Genomic DNA, 21,358 nt, shown 5'->3' with positions numbered 1-21,358 from the left:
CACAAAGCTCCAATGATGTATTAATGTTGAGGCGATTTCTTTGTTTATCCTCAAAAACTGCCGGAGCTTTAACCCACAATTAATACCAAAACTATAAATTAGTATGAGACGAATCTTTACAAAGTTTTCTGTTCTAACTTTTCTTTGTTTATTATTTATTAACGCAGTATCTGCTCAGGACATCACAGTTCGGGGTACGGTATCAGATGGTACGGATAAGAGCACCATTCCAGCTGTAAGCGTGGTAGTAAAAGGAACAACAAAAGCAACACAGACAGATGTTAATGGAAAGTATACCATTAGCGTACCGGCAAACGGAACATTAGTATTTACCTATATAGGTTATACTACACAGGAAGTACCTGTGAATAATCAAACCACTGTAAATGCAGTAATGGCTTCTTCTTCCCAACAGTTGGAACAAGTTGTAGTTGTAGGTTATGGTACTCAGCGCAAGATTGATGTTACTGGAGCAGTAGCTTCTGTAAAGGGTGAGGATATATCTAAGCAAGCTTCGCAAAATCCTGTAAGTGCCTTACAAGGTAAAGTGGCCGGAGTTTCAATCACCAATAATGGGGCTCCTGGAAAATCACCTCAAATTACAATCAGGGGAACAGGTACTATTTACGGAAAAACAAGTTTACTGTATGTAGTAGATGGTGTTTGGTATGATGACATTAATTTTTTAAATCCTGCGGATATCGCAAACATCAGTATTTTAAAGGATGCATCTAGTCAATCAATATACGGTATTCGTGCTGCGAATGGGGTAGTTTTAGTGACGACTGTTCATGGAAAATTGGGAGATCCTACTGTCAACTACAATGGATCAGTTGGTATTCAGCGCATAACTAATGCAGTTAAAATGACTGATGCAAGTGAGTATGCTACTGCCGTAAATGAGCTTTACAATATCAGTGGGCTCGCTCCTTTATTTGTCAATACTAATCTAGGTAAGGGCACAGATTGGTACGATCAGGTGTTAAGATCTGCAATGGTTACTAACCACCAGGTTTCAGTAAATGGTGCTTCAGAAAAATCGAGTTACAACTTCTCGCTTGGCTATTTGAATCAGGATGGTATTGTAGAAAACAATAACTATAAAAGATATACTGCGAGATTATCAAATGATTTTCAAATTTTCAAATCGTTAAAAATTGGTTATAATGTTACAGGTGTATCAAGCGTTTCACGTGATGCTCCTTCTAACATATTTAGAGCATTATATGCAGCTTCTCCGGTAGTACCTGTATTTAATGCAGATGGAAGTTATGGAGATCCTGCAATATATCAATTGGGTAATGGAAGTAATGTTAATCCACAGGCTACACTGGATTTTTATAATCAAACTAACAAACAATACAAAATAACAGGTAATGTATTTGCGGAATTAAAATTTGCAAATCACTTTACTTTCAAGACCAGTGCTGGTGGCGACTTTAGTCAGGAAGAGGTGAGATCTTATACACCAGTATATAAAGCAACAACTTCTCAATTAGCAACTAACAGTACATTAGGTGTAGACAGAATAGAAAACAGAAACTGGATAATTGAAAATACGCTTACCTATGATAATAAATGGGGTGCTCATAGCCTGACTGTTTTAGCTGGACAAACTGCACAAAGGTTTAAATCTTATACTATCAATGCAACAGCACAAGATGTACCTTACTCAAGTGAAGGAGATTTATACTTAAGCCTTGGAACAGCGGCGACACGATCAATAACAGATAAAGGAAGCTTAAATACTGTAGCATCCTATTTCAGTCGTGTGAATTATGGTTTTGATAACCGTTACTTATTGAATGCATCATTGAGAGCGGATGGAGCATCACAATTTTTTGGTAATAATCTTTGGGGATATTTTCCTTCAGTTGGTGCAGGATGGGTAATTTCTAACGAAGATTTCATGAAAGACCAAAAGGTTTTCAGCAATTTAAAACTTCGTGGTAGCTGGGGTGTAGTGGGCAATGCAGGTGTACCTATTAATCCTAGTACACAAACTGTAGATCAAAGTGCGGCTTTAATTGCTTACTTCAATGGACAGCCTTTCACTGGCGCTGGTATCAGAACAATTGTTCCGCCCTCAATTTTTTGGGAAAGAAGTGTAGGAACTGATATCGGTCTGGAAATGGGTTTCTTTTCTAATAAATTGAGTGTTGAAGCAGACTATTATAGTAAAACAACTCAGAAGGCTATTTTTGACATTCCTGTATTAGGTTCTATTGGGACAATTAACAGCTCAATAATCAGTAATCAGGCCGACTTCAGAAATAGAGGGCTTGAATTAATGGCGACCTGGTCAGATAAAACCTCCGGTGGCTTAACTTATAGTATTAGTGGAAACATTGGTATTAATAATAATAAAGTATTAAATGTATCCTCAGGTTCAAACCCGATTGACAAGGGAGGAGAAGGATTAACCAGTGGAGTATTATCGACAAGAACTGTTGTTGATCAACCTATCGGAATGTTTTATGGATATCAGGTAACCGGTATTTTCCAGACACCAGCCGAAGTTCTTGCTTCTGCACAAACAGACGCGAAGCCAGGTGATTTTATTTATGCCGATAACAATAGTGACGGCAGGATAGACGGTAAAGACAGAATCTTTTTAGGAAACCCTAATCCTAAATATTCATACGGCTTAAATACCAACTTTGCTTACAAGAATTTCGATTTAACTATCGATGTACAAGGAGTAGCAGGTGTAGATGTCTACAATGGAAATCTGTCGGCAAGATTCGGTAATGAGAACTTTACGAAGGAATTTTTTGATAGCCGTTGGACAGGACCAGGTTCAACGAATACCAACCCATCAGCAAATTTAGGTTCCGGTAGAAATTACCTTGCAAACTCTTATTGGGTGGAAAGCGGTGCTTACGTTAGATTAAGAAACATACAGGTGGGTTATACCTTGCCGGAAGAAATCGTTTCAAAATGGAAGATCAAAAAATTAAGAGTGTTCGCTAACGCCCAAAATGCAGTCAACTTATTTGGTTATAAAGGATTTACCCCAGAAGTTGGTTACAATACAGCAGCTGGTGCAACTCCTACTAGCAGAGGTGTTGACATCAATGTTTACCCTTTATTCGCAACATACAACGTAGGTGTTAATCTAACGTTTTAATTGAACAGGAAATGAAAACTTATAAAAATTTTAATATTCAAAGGTGTAGTACAGTATTCTTATTATCTATTGTACTGATTTCATCTTCATGCAAAAAAAGTTTCCTTGATGTAGATCCTCAAGGTCAGCAGCCGGCACAACAGTTCTGGCAAACTCCAGAGGATGCTGCAAAAGCTGTTAATGGTATTTACGCGAATCTACGCACCTGGGAAAATGTGGCTTTTCCTGCCCTGGCTATTGAAAGTATTCCCTCCGATGAAGCGGACAAAGGGAGTACGCCGACAGATGCAACATTTTTTAATCTCTATGATACTTTTACGGTAACAGCTACTGAGAATACTTTTTTAAGCTTCTGGACCGGCCAATATCAAAATATCAATTTATGTAACCAGTTATTGGATAATATTTCAAAGGTTTCCATGGATGAAGCTTTGAGAGCAAGATACATGGCGGAAGCCAAATTTGTACGTGCATATTCTTATTTTAGGTTAGTTAGGGCTTATGGTGGCGTGCCGCTAAGATTGCATGTACCTATAGATGCTACAGAGTATAATATTCCGCGTGCGAGTGCACCAGAAGTTTGGGCGCAGATAGAACTTGACTTAACTGAAGCAGCAACAGTGTTACCACAATCTTATGGTGCTGCAGATCTTGGACGTGCAACTAAAGGTGCGGCATTAGGTATGCATGCAAAAGCAGCTCTATACCAGAAGAAATGGGCAGACGTGTATGCTTTGACGAATCAGGTAATTGGTTTAGGATATACTCTTTTCCCTGATTTTGAAAAAGGATTCCGTACTAACAATGAAAACAATGTTGAGTCTATTTTCGAAATACAGTCAGAATTACTTCTCGGAAATAAAGATGCCTCAAACTCCCAATACAGTCAGGTACAGGGTGTAGCAGGAGTTCCAGGTGGCGGATGGGGATTCAACGTTCCTTCTCAGGTTCTTGAAAACGCATTTGAAACAGGGGATCCCCGAAAAAATGCAACAATTATATTTAAAGGTGAAACCACTCCTCAGGGTGATTTAATTCCAAATACAAATGCTGTTCCTAACGATAGGTACAATCAAAAATCATACGTTCCGTTTAGCATGTTTGTTAGTGGTTACAACGAAGGCAGTCAGCAAAATATCAGAGTATTACGTTTCGCTGATGTACTGCTTATGAATGCTGAAGCTGCGAATGAGTTAAGTAACCCAACTGCAGCCTTAATTTCTTTAAACAAGGTAAGAGCACGTGCGAGAGGTAGTTTAACAAATGTACTTCCTGATGTCACTACTATAGATCAAACAGCATTACGTTCAGCGATCTATAAGGAAAGGCAAGTGGAGCTGGCTATGGAGAATGATCGCTATTTTGACGTGATTCGCCAAGGTCGCGGTGCAGAAGTATTTGGTCCAAAAGGCTGGAAAGCAAACAAAAATGAGGTTTGGGCTATTCCTGAGGCAGAAATTGAGAGAAGTGGTAATCTTTTAACTCAAAACCCTGGTTACTAGAAACAATCAAACACCCATATGTAGAGGTTGCCTGGCGTTGCCGGGCAGCCTCTTTTAATATCATTACAAATTTAAACAGATACAAATGAGATTTAATTCTGCCTGCCTGTTCGTCTTCCTTTTATCATTTTATACGTTTAGTGCTTCCTGCCAGAAATCAAAAGCTAATGCTACTGATGGAATAAAGCCTGTAATGAAAATACAGAAAAACCTGACAGATGATCAGTTACTTGACCTTGTACAAAAACAGACCTTCCGTTATTTCTGGGATTTTGGTCACCCGGTGAGTGGAATGGCAAGAGAACGCAGCAACAGGTCATACGACTACGGCGATGAGGTGGTAACAACCGGAGGAACTGGTTTTGGGGTAATGGCAATGATTGTAGCTTCCGAGCGCAAATTCATTACGCGCGAACAAGCCGCAGCACGGACGAAAAAAATTGTAGATTTTTTATATAAAGCAGATATGTTTCATGGTGCATTTCCGCACTGGTTAAATGGTGAAACGGGTAAGGTGATCCGCTTTAGTCCTAAAGACGACGGCGCTGATATAGTGGAAACCTCATTCCTGTTTCAGGGCCTGCTTACTGCACGTCAGTATTACACCGCAGATAATGCAGTGGAGAACGATATCCGTAATAAAATATTATGGCTCTGGGAAGGCATTGAATGGAATTGGTTTACACAACAGCAAAATGCATTGTACTGGCACTGGAGTCCGAATAACGGCTGGAGCATGAACCATCAGATCAAAGGATGGAATGAATGTTTTATTACTTATGTGATGGCGGCTTCATCACCCAAATTTGCAATTGATAAAAGAGTTTATGAAGATGGTTGGGCAAACAGCAATACCTTTTATAACGGAAAAAAATACCAGGGCATAACATTGCCATTGGGTTTTGACTTCGGCGGACCATTATTTTTTACCCACTATTCTTTTCTGGGACTGGATCCGCGAGGATTAAAAGATCGCTATGCGGATTATTTTGAACAGAACAAAAGCCATACGCTGATCAACCATGCCTATTGTGTGGAAAATCCAAAACATTACAAAGGTTATGGTGAAAACAGTTGGGGACTGACGGCTGGAGATAGCTGGCAGGGATATGCGGCCCACTCTCCTACTGAGGATTTAGGTGTAATTACTCCGACCGCCGCTTTGTCTGCCTTCCCTTATACACCTGAATATTCTATGAAGGCATTGAGGCATTTCTATTTTGATTTAGGTGACAAAATATGGAGTGAGTATGGATTTGTAGATGGATTTAGTGAAGAACATAACTGGTATGCAAAATCGCACCTGGCAATTGATCAGGGACCTATTATCTGCATGATTGAAAATTACAGGTCTGGCTTATTATGGGAACTTTTCATGAGCAGCCCGGATGTAAAAAACGGCTTAAATAAATTAGGTTTCGAAAGTCCTGCATTAAAAAAATAACACATATAATAAACACACAATATGAAAAAATCGACTTCCTTATTTTTACTGGCAGCCGTTTTCAGCACAAACACTCTATTTGCGCAACAGAAAAAGGCAGCATCAGGCACCGACCAAAAGATGAATACGTTCATCACCAATCTAATGTCTAAAATGACACTGGATGAAAAAATCGGACAACTCAACTTACCTGCCGTAGGTTTTGACGTTACCGGCCCAATTTTGAGTGAAGGTGTAGATGAAAAAATTGAAAAAGGTTTAGTAGGTGGTGTATTTAACACTTTCACGCCACAGGCTGTACGTAAGCTACAGGAACTTGCTGTCACTAAATCACGACTCAAAATTCCATTGCTCTTCGGTTATGATGTAGTACATGGTCACAAAACCATTTTTCCGATTCCACTGGGCTTAAGTGCATCATGGGATTTAGGACTGATTGAGAAAAGTGCACGTATTGCAGCAAGAGAAGCAAGTGCAGATGGTTTAAACTGGACCTTCTCTCCTATGGTAGATATTGCGAGAGACCCGAGATGGGGAAGAATTGCCGAAGGTTCGGGTGAAGATCCTTACCTGGGTTCCTTAATTGCAGCTGCAATGGTAAAGGGATATCAAACCAACAGCTTGTCTAATAAAGATGCCATCATGGCTTCTGTAAAACACTTTGCCTTATATGGCGCAGCAGAAGGCGGTAGAGATTATAATACCACGGACATGAGTCTGATCAGAATGTATAATGAATACCTGCCTCCATATAAAGCTGCAGTTGATGCAGGAGCTGAGACTGTAATGGTATCATTTAATGATATTAATGGTGTTCCTGCGACGGCTAACAAATGGCTGCTGACAGACCTGTTGCGTAAACAATGGGGTTTTAAAGGTTTCGTGGTGAGCGATTATACTGGCGTGAGCGAATTGGTACCGCATGGTTTAGGTGATCTGCAGACAGTAAGTGCATTGTCACTGGCAGCGGGTACAGATATGGATATGGTGAGTGAGGGATTCCTGAATACGCTGAAAAAATCTTTACAGGAGAAAAAAATCAGCATGGCAGTTATTGATCTTGCCTGTCGCAGAATCCTGGAGTCGAAATACAAATTAGGATTATTTGCTGATCCTTATAAATATGTTGACGAAGAAAAAGCGAAGACTGAAATACTTTCTCAGAAAAACAGGGCTGATGCGAAAAGAATTGCTGAAGCATCTATGGTGTTGTTAAAAAACAACAATCAGTTATTGCCGCTTAAAAAGAACGCAAAAATTGCTTTGATTGGTCCGCTGGCAGATAATAAACGTGACATGATAGGAAACTGGAGTGCTGCGGGCGACTGGAAACTGGCAATCAGTGTGATGGAAGGTTTGAAAAATGTAGCTCCCAACATGGATATTACTTATGCTAAAGGTGCGAACCTGGTAGATGATCCTGCGATCCTCAAACAGATCAATGCCAATGGAGCTGATATTGTAGCGGATGAAAAAACACCTGAAAAACTGATTAGTGATGCTGTTTCTGCGGCTAAAAAAGCAGATATCGCTGTAGTGGTACTAGGAGAAAGTGCGATTATGGGTGGTGAGGCGACGAGCAGAACCAATCTGGATTTATTGCCAAATCAAAAAGAACTGTTAAAAGCATTAGCTGCAACAGGTAAGCCGATTGTACTGGTACTCATGAACAGTCGTCCTTTAACGCTAACTTGGGAAGACGAAAATATTCCGGCGATATTGGAAACATGGTTCTCAGGAACAGAGTCAGGGAATGCAATTGCTGATGTACTGGTAGGTAATTATAACCCTGCGGGTAAACTGACGGCTACTTTCCCAAGAAACGTTGGTCAGATTCCACTGTATTATAACCATAAAAACACTGGTCGTCCTTACGATGGACTATCGAATGAAAAGTTCAAATCCCGCTACATTGACAGTTCAAATGATCCTTTGTATCCGTTCGGATATGGATTGAGTTATACCGCATTTAGTTATTCACCAATCAAACTGAATAAAGCAACTCTGGCTGCAGGACAAACTATTCAGGCTACTATCGAAGTGAAAAATACAGGGAACTTTGATGGTGAAGAAGTAGTACAACTTTATCTTCAGGATATCTATGGTTCTGTAACACGACCTGTTAAAGAGTTAAAAGGATTCCAGAAAATATTTATTAAAAAAGGTGAGACTAAAACAGTGACGTTTACCCTTACAGAAGAAATGCTTAAATTCTACAATTCAGATTTAAAGTTTGCTGCTGAAAAAGGAGATTTCAATTTGTATATAGGTGCCAATTCAAGAGATAATCAGGCATCACGTTTTACCTTTACGAAGTAGATATTTATAAACGTATTATTAACATTTAATTACAAAACCCCGGGAGTTCTCCCGGGGTTTTGTTGGTTAAACACAGATTCGGCAATTCTAAAGTGTAATTATTACACCAAATAAAACACACTTTATAACACAATAACCGCACATTTTCGCATAATGTGAGAAATATTTATTTTAATCTCTTGCATTTAAATACTTTTTCATTAGATTAGATATAGCAAAAAAGAACAAACCAGATATTAACAATTTTTGAACAGGTAAAACATTTCAGCATGTTTATCAGGTAAATTCTATTGCATTTTTTAAGCTGCTCCTGTACGTATATTTCATACCCTTCCCGTCCCCAGTTTTCTGCGCTCAAATCCATAATTTCAAAAAGATTATATGTAAAAACCTTTATAACTATTTAACCCAAAACCAAATATTATCTTATGCAACGAAATCTACTACTTATCAAGAGGAGTGTTATGCTCCTGCTCATGAGTCTGTGCCTTGCTGTGAACGTACAGGCACAAACTAAAATCACCGGAAAGGTCATAGCCGGAGATGACAAAACGCCAATTATCGGGGCCTCCGTAAAGGTGAAGAACGGCCCGGGAGGAACAATCACAGATGCGAATGGTATTTTCGCCCTTAATGCAAGTCCGACAACCGTACTGGTGATTTCCTTCGTAGGTTATTCACCAAAAGAAGTATCAGTTGGTACGCAAACCACCTTAAATGTTACGCTTGATCCGGTTAAAAATGACCTTACAGAGGTTGTTGTGACTGGTTATACGTCCCAACGCAAAAAGGATTTAACAGGTGCAGTTACTGTAGTTAATATCGCACAGCTGAAATCACAACCCGCAGCGAGTGCTGTAGAGGCTTTACAGGGTAAGGCGCCAGGTGTACAGATTATCACTGATGGAGCACCGGGTTCCACACCACAAATTCGTGTAAGGGGTAACAGTACCATCAATAACAACGATCCTTTATATGTGATTGATGGAGTACCTTATGAAGGTAAACTTTCCTGGTTAAACCAAAATGACATTGAGACGATGCAGGTACTGAAAGATGCATCTTCCGCTTCAATTTATGGTGCCAGAGCAAATAATGGAGTTGTAATCATTACAACGAGAAAAGGGATTGCCGGACCTCCAAAAATTACATTAGATGCTTATTATGGCATTTCATCACCAAGAAAAAACACTTTCCCAAAAATGATGAATCCACAGCAATATGCAGAATACTTATTCCAGGGTTTCCGTAATGCCGGACTTACGCCCGCTACGGGTAATAACTATGGCAGCGGTGCAAATCCAACATTACCTGAATATCTGTTTGCAGGAACAATAGCAAACAATTTATCTGGTCAGAATGTTACAGCAGCGGCTGCTGATCCTTCAAAGTATGTATATTCAAGAGATCCGAATTTATTCTATCAGATTACAAAAGCGAATCAACAGGGTACCAACTGGTTTGATGAGATCACAGAGTCAGCACCAACTCAGAGCTACCAGTTAAGTTCCAGTGGCGGAGGCGAAAATGCAACCTATGCTTTTGGAGGAGGTTACCTGAAACAACAGGGAACAATCAAACATACTGGTTTTACCAGATATAATTTTAGGTCAAATACCACGTTTTCTGCGTTAAACAAACACTTGCGTTTTGGCGAGAATGCACAATACAGTTACTCGGAAGGCTTTGGTTTCGGTGTAAACCCTAATACAGCTGGAGATTATCAGGATGAGGGCAGTGCAATTGGTTTTGCTTACCGTATACCGACTATCATTCCAGTATATGATATTATGGGCAACTTTGCTGGTACACTAGGAAGCAAGTTAGGAAATGCGGAAAATCCTTTAGCGCTCTTATACAGAGCTAAAGATAACCTAAACAGAAGTAACTTCTTTTTCGGTAACGCATTTGCAGAAGCGGATATCATTGATGGCCTGGTAGCAAGAACAAATTTTGGTATACGTTATGAAAACTATAACGGAATTACCATGCGTTATCCCAATCTGGAATTCAACGAGGGAAACAATTCTAATAATGTAAATGAATATCAGGGCTACAATACAGAGTGGACCTGGACAAATACATTGACATACTCTAAAGTATTAGAAAAACACCGTTTCACTTTACTTGCAGGTACCGAGGCTATCCGTAATAGAAACAGACAACTAAATGCAGGCAGGAATGACTTCTTTTTACTAGGCAATCCAGATTACAGCTATGTAGGTGTTGGTACAGGTGGAATCAGCAATTCTTCTATAATTGGTAATAATATTGCAGGTACGGTAGGTTCCTTATTCTCTCTCTTCGGAAGAGCAGATTATTCCTTCAATGACAGATACCTGGCAAGTGTAACCATACGCCGGGATGGGTCTTCAAATTTTGGAGATGAGAATAAATATGGTTATTTCCCAGCTGCAAGTGTAGCATGGAGATTATCTGAAGAAAGTTTCCTTAAAGACAGTAAGATTTTTGATGATTTAAAATTGCGTGTTGGTTATGGTGCAACTGGTAACCAGAGAATCCCTGCCAATAACTATCTGAACCGATTCCAGAGTACACTTACTTCAGCAGCCTATGCAATAGGAGGTGGTAATGGCGTAACATCTGGTGTATGGCAGTCAAGTTACGATAACTCAGGTATTAAGTGGGAATCATTAAAATCATTAAACATTGGGGTTGACTTTACCCTGGAAAAAGGTGTTTTTGATGGATCATTTGATTGGTATAGCAAAAAGACGACTGATATGCTTTTCCCTGTGCCGCTGCCAAGTACCGCAGTTGGTCTGGGTGGATCACCTTATGTGAATATTGGAGATATGAGTAATAAAGGTATTGAGCTTACCTTAGGTTATCACAATGGAAGAAATAACGACAGTCCATTTAAGTTTGATGCCGTGGTTAACTTGTCACGAAATGTAAATGAGATTACAAATTTGGGCTCGGTATCACGTCAGATCTACGGCACTTTCAGAAGTATACAAACCAGTATTCTCCAAACGGGAAGTCCTTATGGCGCTTTCTTCGGTTATAAAACTGCGGGTATCAATCAAAGTGCTGCAGACATTGCAGCCAGCCCTTCTTATGCAGGCGCCAGAGTGGGTGGTTTGAAATATCAGGATATCAATGGAGATGGTGTAATTACACCTGATGACAGAACTGTTATTGGAAATGCGAATCCTGACTTTATTTATTCCCTGAGTCTGAATGCATCTTACAAAAACTTTGATATTGTAGCATTCTTTAATGGAGTGCAGGGTAATGATATTTATGAAGCAACACGCTATTTCACGGATTTCCCAACATTTGATGGTGCAAGAAGCACGCGTTTACTGGATGCCTGGAGTCCAACTAACACAGGAAGCATGATTCCTTCGGCTTATTATGGTTCTACTAGTGAGCTTGAATATGCTTCTTCCAGTTATTATGTTCAAAATGGTAGTTTCTTCCGTATGAAAAACCTGCAGATTGGTTACAACTTACCTGCTCAGAAACTATTTAGTTCTAAAATGGGCATCAGTAAAGTAAGAGTATATGTAAGTGCAACGAATCTATTTACCATTACAAAATATACTGGTATGGATCCAGAGATCAGCCAGGAAACAGAGACCTTCTCTGCACCTGGAATAGATAGAGGTATCTACCCTACTCCGCGTCAGTTTTTGCTAGGTTTAAGTGTTGGTTTCTAATTTAATAAGACAGACAGATGAAACCATCATAAGCTTACAGCTCAAAACAGCAACAAATATGCTTTTGATAGCTTCATAACCTTTAATAAATAAATATAGACTAATGAAAAATTTAAAATATATACTACTACTTTTAGTGCTTTGCAATATACTTTCTTGCAAAAAGAGCTTCCTGCAGCTAAATCCGCAGGGAGAGTTAACTCCTGAACAATTAAGCACACAGGATGGCGTGGAAGGATTGCTAATCGGCGCTTACGGACTACTCAATGGTAACGTAAATGGAACCTGGGGTAATTATGGCGCCGCGCCCAGTCAATGGTTATTCGGTGAAGTAGCTTCGGATAATGCACACAAAGGCAGTAGCAGCGGTGATCAGCCAAATATGAATGCAATTGAGCAACATGCGCCTGTAAGCACAAATGATAACTTATCAAATGTTTGGGACAGATGTTTTGAGGGTATTCAGCGTTGTAACAATACCTTAAGATTTTTAAAAATCGTACAGGCCGGCAGTGCCAAGTTCACTGATGCACGTGCTGCGCAGTTACAAGGTGAGGCTAGATTATTACGTGCACATTATTACTTCTTTTTAAAGCGGATCTTCAAAGATGTACCATTGATTACCGATGCAACAACAGAAGAGGCTGTAGCAAATGATAAAGATATTTATCCTGAAATTACAGCAGATTTGGAGTATGCAGTAGCAAACTTAACAACCACTAAATACTTGGGTCAGGTTGGAAGACTTGATAAATATATCGCGCAGGCCTATTTAGGTAAAGTGTTATTATATCAGAAAAAATATCCGGAAGCATATGCCCAGCTGAATGCAGTGATTACAGCAAAACCAGATCTTGTTACACTTGATTTCACTGATAACTTTAATATCACTAAGGAAAACGGACCTGAATCCTTATTTGCGGTACAACATGCAGTTGGCGGAGATGGCACCGGCGGGGATAATGGAAATGTTGGTGATATGCTGAACTTCCCTCCTCCTATTGCCTGCTGTGGATTCTTTCAACCTTCAATAGATCTGGCAAATGCTTACAAAGTAGATGCAAATGGTTTACCGTTGTTAGATGGAAGCTACCGTACTAATCCTTATGTATCAGATTTCCTGATACCTGATGATCAAAAAGACTCTTATGTATTAGACCGTACCATAAATTTTGATCCTCGTATCGATTATACCATGGGTAGAAGAAATGTTAATTACCGTGCTGATTATGGTCCTATGCCTGGTAACGCCTGGATCCGTGAAGCTGCAAGTGCAGGTCCTTTCACAACACTGAAAAGTGTGCTGGACAAAAGTCAGGTAGCAGCTGGTACAGCTCCTGGTGCACTAAACGTGACCGGACTAAATGTGAATCTTATCCGACTAGCGGACGTTTATTTAATGGCGGCTGAATGTGCGGTAGAAAATGGCGATCTGCCGAGGGCTTTGATTTTAGTGAATAAAGTGAGAGAACGGGCCGCTAAACTACCTCCCAAAACTGCTGGTGACGGTGGACCGGTGGCTGCGGTATATAAAGTGAGTCAGTATCCATCATTTCCAACTGCCGACTATGCAAGAAATGCGGTTAGAATGGAACGCAGGTTAGAGCTTGCCATGGAAGGTCACAGATTCTTTGACCTTGTACGCTGGGGTATCGCCAAACAGACACTGGAGAGCTATTTTGGATTTGAAGGGACATACCTGAATTACCTTAAGGGTATAACAATTGAGAGCCGTGATGACCACTTCCCGATACCACAGGATCAGATTGACAGAAGTAAAGGTATCTTAAAACAAAGTACCGGATATTAACAGCGGATAGCTCCTGATAACAAATCATCAGCAAACCGTTAAATTTGTTAAAACCCGCCCGGAATCCGGGCGGGTTTTTTAATTTAGCACTATGAAGCATTTCAGATTAATTCTCTTCGTCACCTTCCTGTTCAGCAACTTACAAATAAGTGCGCAAGATTTTAAAAAGTTCGATAAGGGCAGCTATATAAAAGATAAAGACACTATCTCTTACCGGATTCTTTTTCCTGAACATTTTGATGCTAAGCTCCAATATCCTGTGTTATTTGTACTGCATGGTCGGGGTGAAAGTGGTTATGACAATGAGAAGCAGTTAACGCATGGCGCTAAACTGTTTTTGAGAAATGATGTCCGTCAGCAATTCCCTGCCATTATCATCTTTCCTCAATGCACTGAAGACAGTTACTGGGCAAATGTTAATATCGCAAAAGACTCCGCTGGTAAAAGAAACTTTACTTTTGTAAAGGGTGGAAAACCTACAAAAGCGATGAAAGCATTATTAGGAATGGTAGATAATATATTGGAAAAACCATATATCAATAAAAACCAGGCATATGTCGGTGGATTATCGATGGGTGGAATGGGAACTTATGAACTGCTGAGACGCAAACGGAAAACCTTCGCTGCGGCCTTTGCGATTTGTGGCGGTGACAATCTTGGAAATGTAAATAAGTATAAAAACGTTCCATTATGGATTTTCCATGGTGGTAAGGATGATGTGGTCAACCCTGTTTTCTCTACAGACATTGCTAATCAACTTAAAATTGTGGGCAAAGAGGTGAAGTTTACCTTATATCCTGATGCAAATCACAATAGCTGGGATAGCGCATTTGGAGAACCGCAGTTATTACCCTGGCTTTTTAGTCACAGGCTAAAATAAAAAAAGGAGCAGCGATTAAAATCACTGCTCCTTTTCTCTTTGAAACGAAAGTTCTTCTTACTCCGTCATATTGTGATATACAGCTTGTACATCATCATCTTCTTCAAGTTTGTCAATCAGTTTAATTACATCTACAGCCTGTTCTTCGGTAATATCTGTCGTAGATAAAGAGATTCTCTCCAGTTTGGCACTTTTCATTTCAAAACCAAGATCTTCAAGCATCTTTTGCATTTTGCCAAAATCTTCAAAAGCAGTTTGAACAACAGCGATGTCGTTGCCTTCTTCGTCAGACTCCAGGTACAGCTCTTCCAAACCAGCATCGATCAATTCGAACTCCAGTTCTTCAAGGTCTTTTTCACCTGGCAGAAACCTGAAAATAGATTTCCTGTTAAAGATAAAATCGAGAGAACCTGTCTTGCCCAATGAACCACCGGTTTTACTAAAATAACTGCGTATGTTAGCTACGGTTCTGTTAGTATTATCAGTAGCAGTTTCAATCAGAATGGCCACACCATGTTGTGCATATCCTTCATAAACATGCTCTTCATAGCCATTTTCATCTTTGTTAGATGCACGTTTGATAGCTGCATCAACGGTATGCTTAGGCATATTTACAGCCTTGGAGTTTTGGATAGCTGTACGTAAGCGGGAATTGGTTTCCGGATTTGGACCCGCATCTTTTACAGCCATTACAATTTCCTTACCTATACGGGTAAACTGCACGGCCATTTTAGCCCAACGTTTAAATTTTCTTTCTTTTCTGAACTCAAATGCTCTTCCCATTGTCTTTTATTGAGGGTTAACCCTAATTACTTTTCTTTAAATTATTCAACATATCAGCAGTCAGCTTTGCCAGATCAAATTCCGGCTTCCATCCCCAGTCTTTAATGGCAAACTGATCATCAATAGAGCGTGGCCAGCTGGCAGCGATAGCCTGTCGCGGATCATTCGCTGTATAAGTTAATGTAAAATCAGGAATATGTTTCCTGATTTCTGTCGCTAAAACTTCAGGGGTAAAACTTACACCAGCAAAGTTATAACTGGAACGGATAGAAATATTTTGTGAAGGTGCATCCATCAATTCAATAGTACCACGGATCGCATCGTCCATATACATCATAGGCAATTCCGTCTCTGCATTCAGAAATGACGCATAACTTCCTTTTTTCAAGGCATCATGAAAAATATGAATCGCATAGTCCGTTGTACCCCCTCCTGGTGCAGCCTTCCAGCTAATCAATCCCGGGTAACGGATACTTCTTACATCAAGACCAAATTTCTGAAAATAATACTCGCACCATCTTTCCCCTGCCAGTTTACTGATTCCGTAAACAGTATTTGGGTCCATCACACAGAATTGTGAGGTTTGATCTTTTGGTGAATTCGGGCCGAATACAGCTATCGAACTAGGCCAGTAAACTTTTGCAGTTTTATAAACGATCGCAAGGTCAAGTATATTCAACAGACCATTCATATTCAGGTCCCATGCCAGCTTTGGATTTTGTTCTCCGGTAGCAGATAACAATGCAGCTAAAAGGTAAACTTGTGTAGGCTTATACTTGTTGAAAATCGTGTTTAATGTTTCTTTTTCCAGGACATTAACAAATTCGAAAGGACCCGAATTCTTAATATCATAATCAGGTCTCCGGATATCGCAGGCGATGACATTGTCTTCGCCATAGAACTTACGTAAAGTGGTCACTAGCTCAGTGCCGATCTGTCCGTTAGAACCTAATACTAGTATTTTATCAGTCATGAATTATTTGGATTTTAGCAAAGTTAAAAAAACGCAACAAACCTATATAAATTTGTTTGTTTATATTTATGTAGCACAGAAAAAATGGATTTTTATAACCTATTATATACGTGTCTAAACATTATTATCGTTTACTTGTTAAATAAGGATACCTCATATTTAATCAGATGACCAATAGAAGAAGTTTTTTACAGCAAACAGGTATCGCTGCGGCAGCAGCATTATTAAGCCAGTCGGCCTTAGCTTCAGCACTGGCAAACACAAATTACTCTGCAGGAATCAAAAAAGTTGGTCTGCAACTCTACACGCTAAGAGATTTATTAGCAAAAGATGTGAAAGGTGTAATCGCACAACTTTCAAAAATCGGCTACAACCAGGTAGAAACTTTTTACGGCTATGCAGGCCCTAACGCGGCAAAAGGTTTTTGGGGTTTGGATGCCAAAGATTTCAAATCACTAATGTCCGACTATAATATCACTAGTCCGGGTGGCCATTATAATGCCACGGATTTCCTTACAACAGGTGGCAATGAAGATGTATTGAAAAGTCACATTGAAACAGCAGCTACGGTTGGTCAGCAGTATTTTATCATTCCTGCACTGCCAACTACCATCAGGCAAACAGGCACTGCGGATGACTATAAAATGATTGCTGCTAAATTCAACAGAGCAGCCGAATTATGCAAAACGCATCAGCTGAAACTGGCTTATCACAACCACAATTTCGAATTCAAAGATCAGGGTAATGGATTAACCGGCTATGAGATACTGCTAAAAGAAACTGATCCGAAACTGGTTAGTTTTGAACTCGATCTGTTCTGGGCAGTAAATGCTGGTCTGGATCCGCTCACCATGTTCAAACAACATCCGGGTCGTTTTAAAATGTGGCATGTGAAAGATATGGATAAGGCAGATAAAAGTGTTTATGTTGAAGTTGGAACGGGAAGTATTGACTTCAAATCAATTTTCAAAGCAGCAAAATTATCAGGATTGGAGTATATTTTTGTGGAACAGGATGTGATTAAAATCGATCCTTACACCAGTGTTACAACAAGCTTCAATTACGTCAAAAATACCTTGTTAAAATAGTACTTCAACCCAGAGCAATCGCTTAGACATCAATAGGATTAACATTTATCTATAGGCACAAAAGGCCTGTTACAAGGACTTTATTTAGAATAAATCCAAAGTGTAACAAAAAACATGATATACAAATATATCACTTAACTTGTAGGGATATTGTAATAATAATATCTATTTTTAAGAGCTAATAGTGTAAAAAGAACACACAACAAAATAACCAAAATAAAAGTATGGATAGAAGAGAAGCAGTCAGGAATGTAGCCTTTTTATTAGGAGGCGCGTTATCTGCAACTACGATCGGAGTATTTCTTGACAGCTGTAACACGACGTCAGACAAGAAAGGTTCCAATTTATTTTCGGCTGACCAGGATCAGATGATCACAGAGGTGGCTGATACTATCATCCCAACGACAAAGACACCAGGCGCAAAAGCTGCAGGTGTAGGCCCGTTCATTGCTATGATGATTAAAGACTGTTATCCTAAGGAAGCACAGGAAGCATTCGTAAAAGGACTTGAAGATCTGGAAGAGCGTTCAAAAAAAGATTTTAAGAACTCATTTACTAAAATCTCTCCAAAAGAGCGTGAACAGTTAATTGGTAAATTAAGGGACGAAACTATTGCTGCACAGAAGATTGAAAACGAAAAAATTCAAGCTGCCGAAAAAGCAAAACCTGTTAGCAGAAGACCAATAGATGGGAAAGAAAAGAAAGATGGTACACCCTATTTCTTTGCGATTGCACGCGATTTAACCTTATTAGGCTATTTCACTTCAGAAATAGGCGCTACACAAGCGTATGAATATCTTGATATTCCTGGCCGTTATGATGGCAATACTGATCTTAAACCTGGCCAAAGAGTTTGGGCAACTTAAAATTTAAAAACAAATGAGCAATTTAAATACAAAAGCAACTGCACAAAATACTTATGACGCTATTGTTGTAGGATCCGGAATTAGCGGTGGTTGGGCAGCAAAAGAACTAACTGAAAAAGGATTAAAAGTGCTGCTTCTTGAGAGAGGCAGAAACGTTGAGCATATAAAAGACTATACAACGGCAATGAAAAAACCATGGGAATTTGAACACCGTGGAAAATTGACCGAAGAACAAAAGAGAACACACCCGGTACAGAAAAGAGATTATCCGTATCAGGAATTTAATGAAAGCTTTTGGGTAAATGACCTCGAATGTCCGTATACTGAGGTAAAACGTTTTGACTGGTACCGTGGTTTCCACGTAGGTGGAAAATCGTTAATGTGGGGTCGTCAGAGTTACCGTTTCAGCGACCTGAATTTTGAAGACAATAAAAAAGATGGTCATGGAGTAGACTGGCCAATCCGTTATAAAGACCTTGAAAAATGGTATGACTATGTAGAGCGTTTTGCTGGAATCAGCGGACAGGCAGAAAACTGGCCAGCACTACCTGACGGACAATTCCTGCCACCAATGGAGATGAACGTTGTAGAGAAATCTGTAAAAAAACGTATCGAAGACCACTGGAAAAAAGAGAGAATCATGACCATTGGCCGTACGGCAAACCTTACTGTTCCCCATGGTGGAAGAGGAAGCTGTCAGTACCGTAATTTATGTAGCAGAGGTTGTCCTTTTGGCGCTTACTTCAGCACACAATCTTCTACCCTTCCGGCAGCTGTAGCGACAGGAAATCTCACTTTACGTCCTTTCTCACTGGTTGATCATATCATTTATGATAAGGATACACAGAAAGCAACGGGAGTAATGGTAATTGATTCGGAAACGAAAGAAAACATCGAATTCTTTGCTAAAATTGTTTTCGTAAACGGATCTACATTAGGTAGTACTTTCCTTTTACTGAACTCTACCTCTGAAGCGCATCCAAATGGTTTAGGTAATGGCAGTGGTGAATTGGGACATAACCTGATGGATCATCATTTCCGTACTGGTGCAACCGGAGAAGCAGAAGGATTTGAGAATAAATATACTTATGGCAGACGGGCGAACGGGATTTATATTCCAAGATACCAGAACATGGGTAATGACAAACGTGATTATTTAAGAGGTTTTGGTTATCAGGGTGGTGCGAGCAGAACAAACTGGCATAAAGATGTTGCTGAACTTGCTTTTGGCGGCGACTTTAAAGACCAGATGACTCAGCCAGGTGTCTGGAACATGGGATTAGGTGGATTCGGTGAATCGCTTCCATACCATGAAAACAGGGTTTACATCGACAAAACCAAAAAAGATAAATGGGGCATGCATGTTTTAGCGATTGATTGCGAGTTCAAAGAAAACGAGCAAAAAATGCGTATCGCTATGATGAATGATGCAGCAGAAATGCTGGAAGCAGCGGGTATGAAAAATATCCAGACCTATGATGCTGGTTCAACACCGGGTATGGCAATTCACGAACAGGGTACTGCACGTATGGGTCTTGATCCGAAAACATCTGTATTGAATAAATGGAATCAGATGCACGAAGTGAAAAACGTATTCGTGACTGATGGTTCATGCATGCCATCGATTGCATGTCAGAATCCTTCACTTACTTTTATGGCATTAACCGCAAGAGCGGCTGATTACGCAGTAACTGAATTAAAAAAAGGAAATATTTAATGGGATATAGAAAATTAAGAATGGGTATGATCGGCGGTGGTAAGGATGCTTTTATAGGCGCCGTCCACCGCATTGCCGCCAACATAGATGGACAGATTGAACTTTGCTGTGGTGCACTTAGTGTTAACCCTGAAGTTGCAAAAGAATCCGGAAAGATCTTATTCCTTGATGAAGATCGTGCCTATACCAGCTACCAGGAGCTTTTCGAAAAGGAAAGCCTCCTGCCTGCTGATAAAAGAATTGACTTTGTTACGATCGTAACACCAAACTTTGCACATTTTGAACCGGCCATGATGGCCTTAGAAAACGGCTTCAATGTGGTGATAGAAAAACCTATTACATTATCGCTTGAAGAAGCAAAATTGCTGCAACAGAAGGTGGAAGAAACTGGTCTTACTTTATGTCTGACGCATACTTACTCTGGCTACCCTATGGTAAAACAAGCACGCCAGATGGTTAAGGATGGCATGCTTGGTGCAATTCGTAAAATAATGGTGGAATATCCTCAGGGATGGTTGAGTACATTGACAGAACGGGAAGGAAATGCGGGCGCTGCCTGGAGAACTGATCCTAAGAAAAGTGGAAAGAGCGGCAGCATGGGGGATATTGGTACGCATGCAGCACAGCTGGCGGAATATATTTCAGGGTTAAAGATCAGCAAAATGTGTGCTGATCTGAATATCGTTGTAGAAGGCAGAGGGCTGGATGATGACGGCAACGTATTGCTGAAATTTGACAATGGTGCAAATGGTGTACTCATTGCTTCCCAAATTGCAGCCGGAGAAGAAAATGCATTGAAGATTAAAGTATATGGTGAAAAGGGTGGCCTGGAATGGCACCAGATGGAGCCAAATACTTTATTGATGAAGTGGTTGGATCAGCCCGCTCAGGTATACAGAGCTGGTCAGGCTTACCTGTCGGATGTAGCTAAACACAACACCAGAGTACCAGGTGGACATCCTGAAGGATATCTTGAAGCCTTCGCCAATATCTACAGAAATTTTGCAGCTACAGTAAGTGCAAAATTGAACGGTGAACAGCCTACTGAATTTGAACTGGATTTCCCGAATGTAGCTGATGGCGTAAGAGGAATGGCATTTATTGAAAACGTTGTGGCTTCGAGCCAGTCGGATCAGAAATGGTCGGATTTTAAAATATAA

Annotated in this window: 13 protein-coding genes; 11 read left to right on the top strand and 2 right to left on the bottom strand. The window is 40.0% G+C overall.

The features are described from left to right. Positions 1-103 precede the first annotated feature (103 nt). From OQX62_RS18425 to OQX62_RS18395, 7 genes are all read left to right on the top strand, one after another. The gene (locus tag OQX62_RS18425) at positions 104-3,130 is read left to right on the top strand and encodes a SusC/RagA family TonB-linked outer membrane protein (protein ID WP_265833084.1); all 3,027 of its coding nucleotides are present in this window, start codon (positions 104-106) and stop codon (positions 3,128-3,130) included. 11 nt (positions 3,131-3,141) lie between these two features. Next, the gene (locus OQX62_RS18420; RefSeq protein ID WP_265833083.1) at positions 3,142-4,632 is read left to right on the top strand and encodes a RagB/SusD family nutrient uptake outer membrane protein; all 1,491 of its coding nucleotides are present in this window, start codon (positions 3,142-3,144) and stop codon (positions 4,630-4,632) included. A gap of 85 nt (positions 4,633-4,717) precedes the next feature. Then, positions 4,718-6,076: a glucoamylase family protein gene (locus OQX62_RS18415; protein WP_265833082.1), complete on the top strand. Its 1,359-nt coding sequence runs from the start codon at positions 4,718-4,720 to the stop codon at positions 6,074-6,076. Between the two features lie 21 nt (positions 6,077-6,097). Next, the gene (gene bglX, locus OQX62_RS18410; RefSeq protein ID WP_265833081.1) at positions 6,098-8,395 is read left to right on the top strand and encodes a beta-glucosidase BglX; all 2,298 of its coding nucleotides are present in this window, start codon (positions 6,098-6,100) and stop codon (positions 8,393-8,395) included. A 428-nt stretch (positions 8,396-8,823) separates the two neighbouring features. Then, positions 8,824-12,081 carry a SusC/RagA family TonB-linked outer membrane protein gene (locus tag OQX62_RS18405; RefSeq protein ID WP_265833080.1) on the top strand — a complete coding sequence of 1,086 codons (3,258 nt, stop codon included), beginning with the start codon at positions 8,824-8,826 and terminating at the stop codon, positions 12,079-12,081. 103 nt (positions 12,082-12,184) lie between these two features. Continuing rightward, the gene (locus OQX62_RS18400; protein WP_265833079.1) at positions 12,185-13,891 is read left to right on the top strand and encodes a RagB/SusD family nutrient uptake outer membrane protein; all 1,707 of its coding nucleotides are present in this window, start codon (positions 12,185-12,187) and stop codon (positions 13,889-13,891) included. A 91-nt stretch (positions 13,892-13,982) separates the two neighbouring features. Further along, positions 13,983-14,771: a dienelactone hydrolase family protein gene (locus OQX62_RS18395; protein ID WP_265833078.1), complete on the top strand. Its 789-nt coding sequence runs from the start codon at positions 13,983-13,985 to the stop codon at positions 14,769-14,771. Between the two features lie 57 nt (positions 14,772-14,828). Here OQX62_RS18395 and OQX62_RS18390 read toward each other — a convergent pair whose 3' ends face one another. Then, complete coding sequence (locus OQX62_RS18390) at positions 14,829-15,554, bottom strand: YebC/PmpR family DNA-binding transcriptional regulator (RefSeq protein WP_265833077.1); 726 nt, start codon at positions 15,552-15,554, stop codon at positions 14,829-14,831. Between the two features lie 22 nt (positions 15,555-15,576). After that, positions 15,577-16,527 carry an NAD-dependent epimerase/dehydratase family protein gene (locus OQX62_RS18385; protein WP_265833076.1) on the bottom strand — a complete coding sequence of 317 codons (951 nt, stop codon included), beginning with the start codon at positions 16,525-16,527 and terminating at the stop codon, positions 15,577-15,579. A 167-nt stretch (positions 16,528-16,694) separates the two neighbouring features. Between OQX62_RS18385 and OQX62_RS18380 the strand changes: the two genes are divergently transcribed. From OQX62_RS18380 to OQX62_RS18365, 4 genes are all read left to right on the top strand, one after another. After that, positions 16,695-17,615, top strand: coding sequence for a sugar phosphate isomerase/epimerase family protein (locus tag OQX62_RS18380; protein WP_265833075.1), 921 nt, complete (start codon positions 16,695-16,697; stop codon positions 17,613-17,615). Between the two features lie 224 nt (positions 17,616-17,839). After that, positions 17,840-18,481, top strand: coding sequence for a gluconate 2-dehydrogenase subunit 3 family protein (locus OQX62_RS18375; protein WP_265833074.1), 642 nt, complete (start codon positions 17,840-17,842; stop codon positions 18,479-18,481). 13 nt (positions 18,482-18,494) lie between these two features. Beyond that, positions 18,495-20,198: a GMC oxidoreductase gene (locus OQX62_RS18370; RefSeq protein ID WP_265833073.1), complete on the top strand. Its 1,704-nt coding sequence runs from the start codon at positions 18,495-18,497 to the stop codon at positions 20,196-20,198. After that, positions 20,198-21,358: a Gfo/Idh/MocA family protein gene (locus tag OQX62_RS18365; protein ID WP_265833072.1), complete on the top strand. Its 1,161-nt coding sequence runs from the start codon at positions 20,198-20,200 to the stop codon at positions 21,356-21,358. Before OQX62_RS18370 ends, OQX62_RS18365 begins: the two co-directional genes overlap by 1 nt.

This window comes from Pedobacter sp. MR2016-24 (assembly GCF_026239655.1).
Classification (GTDB): Bacteria; Bacteroidota; Bacteroidia; order Sphingobacteriales; family Sphingobacteriaceae; genus Pedobacter.
Note: the sequence above shows the minus strand (reverse complement) of the source record. Positions and strands in the feature narration are given on the sequence as shown.

Coding starts and splice junctions, on each gene's coding strand:
- OQX62_RS18425 (WP_265833084.1), top strand. CDS start 104: ATGAGACGAATCTTTACAAAGTTTTCTGTTCTAACTTTTCTTTGTTTA.
- OQX62_RS18420 (WP_265833083.1), top strand. CDS start 3,142: ATGAAAACTTATAAAAATTTTAATATTCAAAGGTGTAGTACAGTATTC.
- OQX62_RS18415 (WP_265833082.1), top strand. CDS start 4,718: ATGAGATTTAATTCTGCCTGCCTGTTCGTCTTCCTTTTATCATTTTAT.
- bglX (WP_265833081.1), top strand. CDS start 6,098: ATGAAAAAATCGACTTCCTTATTTTTACTGGCAGCCGTTTTCAGCACA.
- OQX62_RS18405 (WP_265833080.1), top strand. CDS start 8,824: ATGCAACGAAATCTACTACTTATCAAGAGGAGTGTTATGCTCCTGCTC.
- OQX62_RS18400 (WP_265833079.1), top strand. CDS start 12,185: ATGAAAAATTTAAAATATATACTACTACTTTTAGTGCTTTGCAATATA.
- OQX62_RS18395 (WP_265833078.1), top strand. CDS start 13,983: ATGAAGCATTTCAGATTAATTCTCTTCGTCACCTTCCTGTTCAGCAAC.
- OQX62_RS18390 (WP_265833077.1), bottom strand. CDS start 15,554: ATGGGAAGAGCATTTGAGTTCAGAAAAGAAAGAAAATTTAAACGTTGG.
- OQX62_RS18385 (WP_265833076.1), bottom strand. CDS start 16,527: ATGACTGATAAAATACTAGTATTAGGTTCTAACGGACAGATCGGCACT.
- OQX62_RS18380 (WP_265833075.1), top strand. CDS start 16,695: ATGACCAATAGAAGAAGTTTTTTACAGCAAACAGGTATCGCTGCGGCA.
- OQX62_RS18375 (WP_265833074.1), top strand. CDS start 17,840: ATGGATAGAAGAGAAGCAGTCAGGAATGTAGCCTTTTTATTAGGAGGC.
- OQX62_RS18370 (WP_265833073.1), top strand. CDS start 18,495: ATGAGCAATTTAAATACAAAAGCAACTGCACAAAATACTTATGACGCT.
- OQX62_RS18365 (WP_265833072.1), top strand. CDS start 20,198: ATGGGATATAGAAAATTAAGAATGGGTATGATCGGCGGTGGTAAGGAT.